This is a genomic window from Providencia sp. Je.9.19, assembly GCF_051129765.1.
Classification (GTDB): domain Bacteria; phylum Pseudomonadota; class Gammaproteobacteria; order Enterobacterales; family Enterobacteriaceae; genus Providencia.
The window spans coordinates 825551-839350 of sequence record NZ_JBCPSS010000001.1 but is presented as its reverse complement, the minus strand read 5'-3'; the positions used below and the strand labels follow the sequence as shown (position 1 = coordinate 839350).

Below are 13800 nucleotides of genomic sequence, written 5' to 3'. Positions count from 1 at the left end.
ATTTGAATGAAGTAAAAGCCACTCAAAATTTATTGAGTGGCTTTTTTATGTTCAAAGGTATTTAATTTTTGGTATAGAAGCTTTTATTCAAAGGTTATGGACTAGAAATACTAACTTTTAGTACTGAATTATAAATATATATGAAATGTCTGTTTTAATTAGAAAATAGAGCTAAGTATATTTATCTAGTGATGAACGTGGAGTGCTAGCTAAATAGAGCGATATTGATCAGCTGACTTTAATTTTTTGATAAAAAAAGCCCCCTTCATAGGGTTCTGAAGGGGGAGCTAAATGAATAAAGAATGGTTTAATTCATGAACAAAGATAGGCTATTTCGATAAATGAAACTTAGTTATTTGTGCAGTATAAACCGCTTTTATACGGTTATATGCTATAAATAGCATTTATCGCTAAATGTTCTATTGGCGATAGCCTGCTTTAATCTGCTCTAGTGTATTTTTATATGTTTCTGCTTGTTTTTCATCTTCAATTAATGCGACTTCTCTTTGCATTTTAATTAAAATTTTACCTGCATCTGCTTGGCCAATCGCTTTAAGCATATGTGTGACTAAATTTTTTAAACAAGTGATCTCATCCGCAAGGGTATTAACATCAGGCTCGGTAGGGAAATGGGTTTTCATTTAGAGATTCCTTTAATAATAAACAGTAATTCGCAGATTGTAGCACAGAAAAAATCCCGATGTGTTCTAACATAAGTGGTATTAATGATAATGTGGTAGAAATGGCTGTGCATGAGGATAGTATCAACAAGATTGTCTTATTTTTGTTATTAAAAGCATAAGTGGGCAATTTAATCTGAATGTTCAGCTGTATTTATTGAAAAGTAATAAGATTGAATATTGATTGTTTTGTATTGACATTCTTAGTTAGAGTGTCTTTAAAAGATGCCTCATAGTGTGATATGATTCACATAATTCTCTATAGCATACACAAGGCGAAAATAAACATGTAGCGACGGCAAACACGTAAAATTGTGCCTCGATACATTTTAGTCATCGTTAAAGTTGCTTTTATCTTAATCTCCCTTTTTGTTGTTTTGCGCAATGGTATTGTATTTTTTGTGCAGATTAACGCATGGAAAAATAAGGCTTGGTATTAGACAATGACTCAGGTTTCTAGAAAAACAGCATGGATAAGAGTTGTGATATTAGCAGTAGCTGCTTTTGTCTTTAATACAACAGAATTTGTGCCTGTGGCATTGTTAAGTGATATTGCTGAAGGTTTTGATATGACAGTGGCTCATACGGGGCTGATGATCACGATTTATGCTTGGGTAGTGGCAATAATGTCATTACCGCTGATGCTACTAACCAGTAAAATTGAACGGCGTAAGTTGTTAGTATTCTTGTTTATTGTCTTTATTATTAGCCATATTATTTCGGGCTTTGCATGGAGTTTTGACGCGCTTATAGGCGCTCGAGTTGGTGTCGCATTATCACATGCTGTATTTTGGTCAATTACAGCATCGCTTGCTATCCGAGTTGCACCAGCAGGTAAAAAAGCGCAGGCGTTAGGATTATTGGCAACGGGGACAGCATTAGCAACAGTATTGGGTTTACCTATTGGTCGTGTAATTGGACAATTTTTAGGTTGGCGCATGACGTTTTTATCTATAGGTGCGATTGCTGCTGTCACAATGATTGCACTTATACGCTTTTTGCCTCACTTACCAAGTGAGCATTCGGGATCTTTAAAAAGTTTGCCTATCATATTCAAGCGCCCCGCACTGGTGGGTATATTCGTATTGACGGTTGTCGTTGTTACTGCACATTTTGCTGCATATAGCTATATTGAACCATTTGTACGAGATGTTGCTTTACAAAGTCAAAATTTTGCCACGATATTGCTGCTTATTTTCGGTGCCGCAGGTATTGTCGGCAGTGTTATTTTTAGTCGTTATAGCAGCAAATACGCATTAACTTTTTTACCTACCGCAATTGGTGTATTAACTGTCTGCTTACTATTATTGATGCCACTAGGCGGAGATATAGGGTCCCTTATTCCTCTATCTATATTTTGGGGAATAGCGATTATGTGTATTGGCTTAGGAATGCAGGTCAAAGTCATTGACTTATCACCCGACGCGACCGATCTATCTATGGCAATTTATTCAGGTATTTTTAATCTTGGGATTGGTGGTGGGGCATTACTTGGTAATCAAGTTATCATCCATATGGGTATGACGTATATTGGCTATGTTGGTGCAGCATTTGGTATTATCTCATTGATTTGGTGTATTTATATTTTTAAACGCTATAAAGAATCATTTAAGGATAAATTACCTCAATCAAGCATTCACTAATTAATTTTATTGTCATGAAAGTATTATTTTATAGGCAGTATATTTTGACTATATAATTAAATAACACTCGTATATTGTCTATTCAATATAGTTGTAGCTAAGCATAGTGTAGCTAACTAGGGCGATTATTAATATTTACAACCAAAAGCTCGATTTATCCACAATTATTGGTATGCTGCTTAATAGATAGTTAATATGTTGCCATTAATCTGTTTTCAAGAAGCAGTATCACTGATTAGAGGGAACAGAAGCTGATATTATTGGAGAATGTGATGAAGTGTAAAATCAGTGCTCTGTTAAAACCGATTATTTCAATAAGTTTAATTAGTACTTTTTCTTTAATGCTTACTGCTTGCAGTAATTCTGAATCAAGTAAGATGACACGAGCGGAAAATTCGGATGCACAGTATGCCCAACAAGTTGTTAATTTAGGCTATGGGGCGCAAGAGGCTTGTGTCTCTGCTGGTGGATTACCTGCGATGACATTAGAATTGAATGGCAACCAAACAGCAGTTTGCCAATTTGCTAATGGAAAGCGTTGTGCGGCTGATATCATTCAAAGTGGTAGCTGTATTTAATAAGCAATTTCCCACGCATTATTTCATGTATATCGTGATGTATATTACTGCGAAAAATATTTTAATAAACTAACCCCCATATTTATTTAAAAATATAGGGGTTAGTTAAATAAATATCATTATTATTAACATTACGCCGTTAAGTATTTAATTAATCACTAGTCCTCTTTTAAATTTAAACTATACTCTTTCTTAAATGTAAAAGCGCCATAACATACTGTTTTTACGAAAATATATTTATTTGGTTTATTTTGCCATTAAAGCGTTTATTGTTTTTTTATATTACGATAATAAGGTGTAGGATAATTATATTATTGTACGTAATAGATTATCTTATTTCGACTGCCAGTTTTTTATTCTAAATAAATAATTGATCTTCATTTGAAAAGTTATTAACCTTCATTGTAAGGTCATAATTAAAATTATAAAAAAGTATATTAACAATTATAACTATTTATTTTCAATTCAATGAAGAGTAATGAAAAATGAAAAAGAAAATTGAGGAGTATACTGGCCCAGCCGCAGGTTGGGGTGCCGTTAAAGCTGTTGCTCAAGCGTTGCGTGGCCAAATGGAAATAGGCCATGATGTGATTGCAATGTTTGATATGAATAAGGTCGATGGTTTTGATTGCCCCGGTTGCGCATGGCCAGATCCTAAGCATACTGCGTCATTTGATATCTGTGAAAATGGCGCTAAAGCCATTGCGTGGGAAGCTACATCAAAACGCACTACACCTGAATTTTTTGCTAAGCATACAGTGACGGAATTACTCAGTTGGGATGATTTTCATTTGGAAGACGAAGGGCGCTTAACACATCCGATGAAATATAATCCTCAAATAGATAAATATGAGCCAATTGAGTGGGATGAGGCATTTAAGCAGATAGGTGAAAAACTGCAAAACTATTCAGACCCTAATACTGTTGAGTTTTATACTTCTGGCCGTACATCCAATGAAGCTGCTTTTTTGTATCAGTTATTGGCTCGTGAATATGGAACTAATAACTTTCCTGACTGTTCTAACATGTGTCACGAACCTACTAGTGTTGGGCTAGCTGCATCCATTGGAGTAGGTAAAGCAACGGTATTATTGGAAGATTTTGATAAAGCGGATTTAGTGATTTGTATTGGGCATAATCCGGGTACCAACCACCCTCGTATGTTGAGTTCATTGCGTGAGGTTTCTAAACGCGGCGCTAAAATAATTGCTATTAATCCGTTGCGAGAGCGAGGTCTTGAGCGTTTTGCATATCCACAAGATGTCGTTGAAATGCTTACATTAGAATCAACACCTTTGGCTGGGCATTATTATAAAGTACGAATTGGTGGTGATACTGCTTTGATTAAAGGCGTGATGAAAGTACTCATTGAGCGTCATCAAACTGCGCTTGAAGCAGGTCAGCCACCTATTCTTGATACCGATTTTATTTCAACCCACACTCACGGTTATGATGCCTTAAAAAATGATGTGTTAACCACAGGGTGGAAAGATATTTTACGCGTTTCAGGACTATCCCGTGAAGCGATTGAGGAAATTGCCGACCTTTATAGTGAAGCAAAAAATACCATTATTTGTTATGGCATGGGAATAACTCAGCACCAGCATGGTACGCAAAATGTTCAGCAACTGGTTAATTTGTTGCTATTAAAAGGCAATATCGGTCGTGAAGGTGCTGGAATTTGCCCGTTGCGTGGTCATTCTAATGTGCAAGGGGATCGTACTGTTGGGATCACAGAAAAACCAAGCAAGCATTTTTTGGATAAGATAGAGCAACGTTTTGGTTTTCAGCCTCCAAGTGAATTTGGTCATGCTGCAGTGGCGAGTATGCAAGCTATCGCTGCGGGTAGTGCTAACGCATTAATCTGTATGGGTGGAAATTTAGCAGTTGCTATGCCAGATAAAGACGCTTGTTACGCAGGTATGAAAAAACTCGATTTAGCTGTACATACTGCAACTAAACTCAATCGTTCCCATTTACTGACAGCTAAAAATACTTTTTTATTGCCGGTGTTAGGACGTAGTGAAATTGATAGGCAGGCGAGTGGCGCACAGTGCATTACAGTGGAAGACTCTATGTCTATGGTGCACGCTTCTAAAGGATTATTAAAACCCGTCAGTCCGTATTTAAAATCGGAATGTGCAATTGTAGCGGGTATTGCTAAAGCTACAATACCCGCAACTAAAGTTGAATGGGATAACTTCATTGATAACTATGATCTTATCCGCGATGCGATGGAAGTGATTTTACCTGACTTTGATAATTACAATGCACGAATTAAAATTCCTGGTGGTTTTCATCTTACCAATGCAGCTTCAGAGCGTCGTTGGTTAACTCAATCAGGTAAAGCTAACTTTGTGCCTACAGAAGGTGTAATTGAAGATCCAAAATCTGCGGTTAATAGTGAGTTGATACTTGCGACACTACGTAGTCATGATCAATATAACACCACCATTTATGGAATGAATGATCGTTATCGCGGCGTATTTGGTCAGCGAGATGTCGTCTTTATCAGTGAAGGTGAAGCGAAAAAACAGAAATTGAAAGCGGGTGATAAGGTTAATATTATTGCATTAGATAGCAATCAAAAACCGACAAAACGTCGCTTAGATAATTTGACGGTTGTGATTTACGATATGGCAGATCGTTCAGTTGCGACTTATTTTCCAGAAGCAAACAATTTGATTACGTTAGATAATTTTGACCCACAATGTGGTATTCCGGCATACAAAAATATTCCTGTAAAATTGGAAATTGTTATGTAATTGCTGATTCGGATTTGAGACAGTTAATCTTTGCTGGCTGACTAATTAAAATACCCCATATGTTTAATCATTAACTATGGGGTATTTTTTAAGACTATTTTTTGGATGGGAAAAATTGGCTTATTAAAACAATGATAGCAATAAGTAAATAAGCAGCAAAAATACCAATTAGCCATTGTGGCATATCTAAACCTAAAAATGCCCATTGTCTTACTGCACAGTCACCAGAAGCTTCAAATACAGCAGGGACCCATTCTTGTAATGGCAGCCAATCTGGGAAATTGACAAAGAAATCACAAGATGCGAAAGGTGATGGGTAGAGCTGTAGCATGGTATGTTCCCATGCAAGTTCTAAGCCTCGCCATGCAGCATAAATCCAAATGATGATGGCAATCCAGCGGATTACTATGTTTCTTGGCGCAATGGCTCCCATTAAGCCTGCGGCTATAACACCGAGCAAAGCGACACGTTCATAAATGCACATAACGCAAGGTTGTAGCTTCATTACGTGCTGAAAATACAGCGCAGCACATTCCAGCATAAACGCCGTAAAGGCCATTAATAGCCATGCGCCTCGTCCTTGTGAGCAGTAGTTAAAAAATCTGAACATACTTAGATTCCCTAAATTAGTGATGTGCCATTTTGCCTCTAACCGACTGATAAAAAAAGCGTCAAAAATCAAATTAAAGGTTTTTTGAGTAGGCTTTACCTAACATTACAAAATAAGCCGCATAAAATCGCGGCTTATAAAGATTGATATCGTTAAGTTAATGCGCATTATATCCGAAAACTAAGGTAGTGAAACCCAACCAATGCTTTCCATCCAGTTAGTTATAGGGATTAACCATAATTCGACACCAAGTAAGCCTACAATAGTCATTACGATAGTATAAGGCAATGCCATCCATACCATACGACCATATGACAAACGAATCAGTGGTGATAACGCGGAGGTTAACAGGAACAAGAAAGCAGCTTGACCATTTGGTGTTGCAACGGAAGGTAAGTTGGTTCCCGTGTTAATTGCCACCGCGAGTAATTCATATTGGTGTTGTGAAACAAGCCCTTCATTAGCGGCTTTTAATGCTTCCGTAATATATACCGTACCAACAAATACATTATCTGAAACTGCGGAGAGTAATCCGTTAAATAAATAAAATAGTGATAATTGAGAGGATTCGGAGGATTGCAGAACATACTGAATAAATGGTGTAAATAATTGTTGATCAATAATAACGGCGACAACACTGAAAAAAACAGTTAATAGTGCAGTAAAGGGAAGAGCTTCTTCAAATGCTTTACCCAATGCATGCTCTTCTGTGATCCCACAAAAAGTGGTCGTTAAAATAATGACAGAAAGGCCGATAAGTCCTACTTCAGCAAGGTGAAATGCGAGGGCTAGAATAAGCCATACACCGATTAAGCCTTGAACAATTAGCTGAGCCAACTCTTTTTTAGTACGCTTGGCACTCATTTTTTTATCATGTTCAGTTAATATCTGGCGCACTGTTGAGGGTAATTCTGTTCCGTAACCAAATAATTTGAATTTCTCGACAAGATAACAAACTAATAAACCACAAATAAAAACAGGAACAGTGACTGGCGCCATACGTAGATAGAAGGTGATGAAATCCCAATTAACATGTTTAGCAATAATGAGGTTTTGTGGTTCACCAACCATCGTCATTACACCCCCTAAGGCAGTACCAATGCCGGCATGCATCATTATGCTACGTAAAAAAGCACGGAACTGTTCAAGGGTTTGTTTTTTCTCTACGGTATCAATGAAATTATCATTTTGTAGATCGGTATTATTATGATGACTCGATGCGTATTGATGATAAATAGAATAAAAACCAATAGAGACACTAATAACGACAGCTATCACAGTAAGTGCATCTAAAAAGGCAGATAAAAACGCACTTGCTAAGCAAAATGATAACGATAGAATTCGTTTAGAACGGACGTTTATTAGTAGTTTCGTGAAAACAAACAGCAATAGCTGTTTCATGAAATAGATGCCTGCCACCATAAAAATTAGTAAAAGAACAACCTCTAGGTTATTACTAATTTCGTGGGAAATTTGTGCGGGTGTTGTCATACCCATGATAACGGCTTCAATGGCGAGCAGGCCACCAGGCTGTAGTGGGTAACACTTTAATGCCATTGCTAATGTGAATATAAACTCAATCACTAAAAGCCAACCAGCAACGAAAGGGCTAACATAATAAAAAATAATTGGGTTAATAATTAAAAATAAAATAATTGCTAACTTGTACCAATCCGGTGAATTGCCTAGAAAATTTTTCAAAAAGGCTCTTTTTAAACTAAAATCCATTATGATTTGTTATCCTCTTTTGGGGATGTTGTGTGATGTTGCCCTACATAGTACGCTTATCTTTTGTATTATTTAAGTCCTTTTGCTAATAGATAATATATGAATTATATGGAATTTTTATGATTAACCGCATTGTTTATTGTGAGTCTAACTATCTCATTTTGTGGCAATCTGATATGCTTTCGTCTAAATCCGTCTAAAAATGTTTGGAATAATAAAAATATGGTAATTCGAGCTCAAAGTCCGGCAGGCTTCGCGGAAGAATATATAATTGAAAGTATTTGGAACAATCGATTCGCACCGGGAACAATTCTACCCGCCGAGCGCGAGCTTTCTGAACTTATTGGCGTGACAAGAACAACACTTCGCGAAGTATTACAACGATTAGCGCGTGATGGCTGCTTAACCATTCAGCATGGTAAACCAACAAAAGTGAATAATTATTGGGAAACGTCAGGTTTAAATATTCTTGAAACTCTCGCAAGATTAGACCATGACCGAGTTCCGCAACTGGTTGATAATTTGCTAGCGGTAAGAACAAACATTGCGGCTATTTTTATTCGTACCGCTTTTCGTAATAATCCAGAAAAATCTCTTGAAGTTTTATCTGGAAAAGACAAAGTTGAAGATAATTCCGATGCTTTTAGTGATTTAGACTACAATATTTTCCGTGGCCTCGCTTTTGCATCCGGTAATCCAATTTATGGATTAATTATTAATGGCTTGAGAGGGCTGTATACCCGAGTGGGACGCTATTATTTCTCGAACCCAGAAGCTAGACGCCTTGCTTTGAATTTTTACCAGCAATTATCTAATTTATGTCGCGAACAAGCGTATGACCGTATTATGGAATGTGTCAGGAATTATGGTAAGGAAAGTGGACTAATTTGGCATAGTATGCAAGGTAATATGCCCTCAGATTTAGCGCTTATTCGTTAGAAATATTGAGTAAAGAAAATCCTATAATTAACCAGTTCAATATTTGTAACTGGTTTTTTTATCTCCGCTGTATCTTCGCAATATCTTCATATAGTTATTCCAAATAGGTTGAGCTTACTTTTCATCTTCATGTTTTGCTGATAACACAGTAATAAAACGACTTAGTTAGTATTAAATTCTATTAAATTAAAAAATACAAGCATAATAAACTGTTCGAATTCGACGTCTAGAATTTAACGATAAATAGTGTATCAATATAAAATCTCGCTTGATAAGTATAAAAGTCTGTATCTCTCTATTCATATTATAAAAATTAATTTAGTTAACACTATATTGTATTGATATATTTAAATAATTTTTTTCATGTGATTAATGTCGTTAGCAGAATATATGATTGAATCGAGGAAATCTGATTTTTAATGGAACATTCGACTTTATTGTTAAAAATGTTAATCAACTGTATTGGAAAATGAAAACTAGAATATTATTCTATTGAGTAAATTATAGTCATGCGTAAGGTGGGTATATGAAAGTTATGGTCTTAGGCGCAGGTGTTATCGGTGTTACAACCGCATGGTATTTAGCCAAGCAAGGGCATGAAGTGATCGTTGTTGATAGACAACTCGATGTTGCAGAAGAAACGAGCGCAGCGAATGCAGGACAAATTTCACCTGGCTATGCAACGCCTTGGGGGGCACCAGGCATTCCAATAAAAGCAATAAAATGGATGTTTGAAAAGCATGCACCTTTAGCCATTAAACCTGATGGATCATTATTCCAATTACGTTGGATGTGGCAGATGTTAAAAAATTGCGATATTCAACATTACTCCATGAATAAAAGTCGTATGGTGCGCATCGCGGAGTATAGCCGTGATTGTATTCGGCAATTAAGAACGGATACTGGTATTAATTATGAAGGTCGTCAAGCGGGCACTTTGCAGTTGTTTAGAACAGAAAAACAATTTGATAATGCGGCTAATGATATCGCTGTTCTAAAGCAAGAGGGCGTTGCTTACGAATTGTTAACAGCAAATGAGCTAATCAAAGTTGAGCCTGCTCTTGAATATGTGAAAGATAAGCTTACTGGCGGATTGCGATTGCCCAATGATGAGACTGGTGATTGTCAGCAATTTACTAAAAAGCTGGCTAAAATGGCTCAAGCCGCAGGTGTGATATTTAAATTTGGCGCTAAAGTTGAACAAATTTTAACGGATGGTAATAAAATCAGTGGTGTAAAAATTGATGGTGAAGTGGTTAAGGCTGATCAATATGTTGTCGCTATGGGGTCTTATTCAACCGCGATACTACAGCAATTAGTTAAAATACCCGTGTATCCATTAAAAGGTTATTCATTGACGATGCCTATTTTAGATACACAACGAGCTCCTGTATCGACAGTGCTTGATGAGACTTATAAAATAGCGGTGACTCGTTTTGATGACCGCATTCGCGTCGGTGGTATGGCTGAAGTTGTGGGATTTAATTTAGATGTCTTGAAAAAGCGTTGTGAAACATTAAAGATGGTTGTGCAAGATCTGTATCAAGGTGGCGGTGATATAAATCAAGCTCAATTCTGGGCGGGGTTGCGTCCGATGACGCCAGATGGTACGCCAATTGTGGGTGCAACTGTTTACAGTAATCTTTATCTTAATACTGGCCACGGTACATTGGGTTGGACCATGGCTTGCGGTTCTGCAAAACTACTTGCAGATTTGATTTCTGGCAATAAGCCGGATATCAAATTCGATGATTTGTCAGTATTTCGATATGTAGATGGCTTTAATACAAAATTGGTATCTAGTGGACATTTATCGCCAGTACGTTAAATGGGCGGCTAAAAAACAGTGAGGATGATTATCCTCGATAATAAAGGAATTAATATGCCACGCCCAATCAGTGCGGTTATTCATTTACAAAATTTAACGCATAACTTATCCGTCGTGCGCAAACACATTGGGCAAGCCAAAATTTGGTCAGTGATGAAGGCTGATGGTTATGGTCATGGTATAAAACAAATTTGGCGTGCTTTACAAGAAACGGATGGTTTTGCTGTTTTAGATCTTAATGAAGCTATTTTGTTACGAGAGGAAGGCTGGAAAGGCCCAATATTATTGCTTGAAGGCTTTTTTCAAGCACAAGATTTACTTGTGATTGAGCAATATCAGCTTGCGACAAGTATTCATAGTCAATGGCAGCTAGCCGCGATAGCAAAAGCACCATTGAAAACGCCAATATCGGTGTATATTAAGCTAAACAGTGGAATGAACCGATTAGGTTTTTCCCAAGATGAATATATGAATGTCATTAGTCAGTTAAATGCGATGGCAAATGTGGGTGAAATTACGCTAATGAGCCACTTTGCAAATTCTGACATTAAAACGGGTATAAAGACTCCGTTGCAACAAATTAGGCAATTTGACCATTTGTCTTTACCAACTTGCATAGCTAACTCAGGTGCTGCACTTTGGCACAGTGGGACACATTATGATTGGGTTCGTACAGGAATAATACTTTATGGCGCTTCGCCTAGTGGTAAATGGGCTGATGTGGTTGATTTAAATCTTAAAGCTGCGATGACGTTAAAATCAGAAATCATTGCTATTCATCAGATTAAAGCCGGGCAATCTATTGGTTATGGTAGTAAGTTCACTGCAACAAAATCGATGCGTATTGCAACAGTGGCTTGTGGCTACGCAGATGGCTATCCGCGACATGCGCCAACGGGTACGCCTGTCTGGTGCCATGGCGCTAAACATGCGCTGTTAGGTGCGGTGTCGATGGATATGCTAACGATTGATGTTACTGATTGTCCTGATGCGAATATTGGCTCATCTGTGGAGCTTTGGGGAGAAAATATCCCTATCGATGATGTTGCTCAGATGGCTGGAACGATTGGTTATCAATTAATGTGTGCATTAGCCAAAAGAGTTCCTGTGAGCTATTAATATATTTGTATATAATACAGGTAATCATTCAATATAGATAAGTTTACCAATTTAGCTTTAAATGTGATTTATTAGGCTAATATTGGGAAATGTTCTATATTGCGTTAACATATCCTCTAAATCATTTTCATTTACTCTTGGATTTTGTATGTCTAAAACAATTAAATTAACAACACTAGCTGTCGCATTAGGTATGTTATCAAGTGCTGCAGTTGCAGGAACGTGGTCAGTAGGTGCGTCAGTTTTGGCTCAATCTACTCCCTATAAAGGCATCAAATCACGAGACTATGTAACGCCAGTCCCTGTCATTAACTATGAAGGTGAGAATTTCTATTTTCATACTTTAGCAGCAGGTTACTACCTGTGGAATGATGGTGTTGACCAACTGTCACTGGATGCTTATTACTATCCTCAATTTTTCAAGCCTAAAGATAATGACGATAACGCGATGCGTGAGTTAGATCGTCGCCGTGATACCGTAATGGGCGGTTTTACTTATAAACATAAAGCTGATTGGGGTACATTAAGATTTATTGGTTCTGGTGATATGTTGGGGATTAGTAATGGTTTACGTGCTGAAACGGCATATCTCTATAGTTTCCAAGCTGATAAATGGACATTGACACCAGGTATCGGTATCAAGTGGGACAGTGAGAACCAAAATAGATATGAATATGGTATCTCTTCAAAAGAGTCTCGCAATAGTGGATTAAAACGTTACCAGCCAGGCTCTAGCTGGACGCCATTCTTAGAATTATCAGGTAATTATCGCTTTGATGAAAACTGGACAGCATTCGCTGCGGGTCGTGTTGACCATATGTCTAGTGAAGTCAAAGATAGTCCGATGGTGAATAAATCAGTGTCGGCTATTGTATGGACGGGCTTCACTTATACTTTCTAAGTGATGAACCTCGGATAAGTGTTCTATTACAGACTTATCAAAGTTAATATAAAAAACCCCAAAGGTAGATACTTTTGGGGTTTTGTTTTTTCTATATTTTTATGCACTAGGCTTGAGGTTTGTTATCTCGACAAACCATGACTAATGATAAACGAGCAGGGTGCTGGGCTTCACTTATCATCGGTTTATTAATTCGGGCTGTTTCGACACAGACCATCTGCTTATAACCATTATTTGGCATATCTTTCATACTGCAAGATAATTCAGCCCATGGATTCCAGCAAACGACATCACTATGGTGATAATGGTGGATTTCAATGGTACGAGCCCAACCATCATCGCGTAATAAACTGTATTCTTCAGGTTCGGTATAAACACGGTCAGTCAATTTATTAAATTTGAGCGGTTCTGAAATATAAACTTCTTTATCAGCAACGGTATCTAAATAGTGATCGCCAAGGCCATAAACTGTCGCTTTTTGAATGTCACTTATATTGAAATAGGAATGTAAAGCGGCAGTCGCTTCAAAATCACCATAACTTTCTAATTCAAGCTCACAAGTTTCACCTAATTTCATTCGTAAGATTAATGTGAATTCATGAGGCCACAATTTACGACTGTATTCTGTATCCGTTAACGTGAAAGTGAGAATTACGCCGTCTTCATGTTCGTTATGAGCAGTAAATTTCCAGGGCAAAATACGAGCGAAACCGTGGCTAGGGCTGTTTACAGGACCAAACCAAGGCCAACAGATAGGAATACCCCCACGGATTGCAGTGCCTTCTTTAAATGCGCTCTCCGCGCTGAGCCATAAACAGGGTTTTTGTCCTGCTGGTTGCCAATCAATTAACTGAGCCCCTTGAAGGCTTACGACGCCTCGAACTTTTGGGTGAGAAACCACAATAAGAGGAAGTTCATCCAATTGGCGTTGAGTAATGTATGCAGAGACCTGTTTAATGACTGGTAATGCAAATAATTTATCGTGCATGATATTCCGCCTGTTTTGATG

Annotated in this window: 11 protein-coding genes; 7 read left to right on the top strand and 4 right to left on the bottom strand. The window is 37.5% G+C overall.

Translation table 11 applies throughout. From position 1 onward, the window contains the following. Positions 1 to 419 precede the first annotated feature (419 nt). A complete protein-coding gene (locus AAZR93_RS03920) occupies positions 420 to 641 on the bottom strand; it encodes a DUF2594 family protein (RefSeq protein ID WP_294105965.1) in 222 nt (73 codons plus the stop codon). Between the two features lie 482 nt (positions 642 to 1123). Between AAZR93_RS03920 and AAZR93_RS03915 the strand changes: the two genes are divergently transcribed. The 3 genes from AAZR93_RS03915 to AAZR93_RS03905 all read left to right on the top strand — a co-directional run bounded on the left by AAZR93_RS03915 (position 1124) and on the right by AAZR93_RS03905 (position 5666). After that, on the top strand, positions 1124 to 2323 hold the full coding sequence (locus tag AAZR93_RS03915) for a sugar transporter (RefSeq protein ID WP_294105968.1): 1200 nt from the start codon (positions 1124 to 1126) through the stop codon (positions 2321 to 2323). Positions 2324 to 2595: 272 nt separating this feature from the next. Continuing rightward, a complete protein-coding gene (locus tag AAZR93_RS03910; protein WP_434719032.1) occupies positions 2596 to 2901 on the top strand; it encodes a DUF333 domain-containing protein in 306 nt (101 codons plus the stop codon). A 485-nt stretch (positions 2902 to 3386) separates the two neighbouring features. Then, on the top strand, positions 3387 to 5666 hold the full coding sequence (locus tag AAZR93_RS03905) for an FdhF/YdeP family oxidoreductase (protein WP_434719031.1): 2280 nt from the start codon (positions 3387 to 3389) through the stop codon (positions 5664 to 5666). Between the two features lie 94 nt (positions 5667 to 5760). On the opposite strand, the gene dsbB is transcribed toward AAZR93_RS03905, so the two are convergent. Beyond that, positions 5761 to 6276: a disulfide bond formation protein DsbB gene (dsbB, locus tag AAZR93_RS03900; RefSeq protein WP_294105977.1), complete on the bottom strand. Its 516-nt coding sequence runs from the start codon at positions 6274 to 6276 to the stop codon at positions 5761 to 5763. Between the two features lie 180 nt (positions 6277 to 6456). Continuing rightward, a complete protein-coding gene (gene nhaB, locus AAZR93_RS03895) occupies positions 6457 to 8004 on the bottom strand; it encodes a sodium/proton antiporter NhaB (RefSeq protein ID WP_294105980.1) in 1548 nt (515 codons plus the stop codon). Positions 8005 to 8226: 222 nt separating this feature from the next. On the opposite strand from nhaB, the gene fadR reads away from it, so the two are divergent. From fadR to AAZR93_RS03875, 4 genes are all read left to right on the top strand, one after another. Beyond that, entirely contained in the window at positions 8227 to 8943 is a 717-nt protein-coding gene (gene fadR, locus AAZR93_RS03890) for a fatty acid metabolism transcriptional regulator FadR (RefSeq protein ID WP_434719030.1), read from the top strand. Positions 8944 to 9469: 526 nt separating this feature from the next. Further along, positions 9470 to 10771 carry a D-amino acid dehydrogenase gene (locus tag AAZR93_RS03885; RefSeq protein WP_434719029.1) on the top strand — a complete coding sequence of 434 codons (1302 nt, stop codon included), beginning with the start codon at positions 9470 to 9472 and terminating at the stop codon, positions 10769 to 10771. 54 nt (positions 10772 to 10825) lie between these two features. Next, positions 10826 to 11890: an alanine racemase gene (gene alr / locus AAZR93_RS03880; RefSeq protein ID WP_434719028.1), complete on the top strand. Its 1065-nt coding sequence runs from the start codon at positions 10826 to 10828 to the stop codon at positions 11888 to 11890. Between the two features lie 148 nt (positions 11891 to 12038). Continuing rightward, entirely contained in the window at positions 12039 to 12791 is a 753-nt protein-coding gene (locus AAZR93_RS03875) for a MipA/OmpV family protein (protein ID WP_294105992.1), read from the top strand. Between the two features lie 106 nt (positions 12792 to 12897). Here the strand turns inward: AAZR93_RS03875 and AAZR93_RS03870 are convergent, their stop codons facing one another. Further along, positions 12898 to 13779, bottom strand: coding sequence for a D-hexose-6-phosphate mutarotase (locus AAZR93_RS03870; RefSeq protein ID WP_294105996.1), 882 nt, complete (start codon positions 13777 to 13779; stop codon positions 12898 to 12900). Positions 13780 to 13800 lie beyond the last annotated feature (21 nt).

What these genes read in the sequence shown, in the direction of transcription:
- AAZR93_RS03885 (WP_434719029.1), top strand. Translation starts at nt 9,470, where the DNA reads ATGAAAGTTATGGTCTTAGGCGCAGGTGTTATCGGTGTTACAACCGCA.
- nhaB (WP_294105980.1), bottom strand. Translation starts at nt 8,004, where the DNA reads ATGGATTTTAGTTTAAAAAGAGCCTTTTTGAAAAATTTTCTAGGCAAT.
- dsbB (WP_294105977.1), bottom strand. Translation starts at nt 6,276, where the DNA reads ATGTTCAGATTTTTTAACTACTGCTCACAAGGACGAGGCGCATGGCTA.
- AAZR93_RS03875 (WP_294105992.1), top strand. Translation starts at nt 12,039, where the DNA reads ATGTCTAAAACAATTAAATTAACAACACTAGCTGTCGCATTAGGTATG.
- AAZR93_RS03870 (WP_294105996.1), bottom strand. Translation starts at nt 13,779, where the DNA reads ATGCACGATAAATTATTTGCATTACCAGTCATTAAACAGGTCTCTGCA.
- alr (WP_434719028.1), top strand. Translation starts at nt 10,826, where the DNA reads ATGCCACGCCCAATCAGTGCGGTTATTCATTTACAAAATTTAACGCAT.
- AAZR93_RS03915 (WP_294105968.1), top strand. Translation starts at nt 1,124, where the DNA reads ATGACTCAGGTTTCTAGAAAAACAGCATGGATAAGAGTTGTGATATTA.
- AAZR93_RS03920 (WP_294105965.1), bottom strand. Translation starts at nt 641, where the DNA reads ATGAAAACCCATTTCCCTACCGAGCCTGATGTTAATACCCTTGCGGAT.
- AAZR93_RS03905 (WP_434719031.1), top strand. Translation starts at nt 3,387, where the DNA reads ATGAAAAAGAAAATTGAGGAGTATACTGGCCCAGCCGCAGGTTGGGGT.
- AAZR93_RS03910 (WP_434719032.1), top strand. Translation starts at nt 2,596, where the DNA reads ATGAAGTGTAAAATCAGTGCTCTGTTAAAACCGATTATTTCAATAAGT.
- fadR (WP_434719030.1), top strand. Translation starts at nt 8,227, where the DNA reads ATGGTAATTCGAGCTCAAAGTCCGGCAGGCTTCGCGGAAGAATATATA.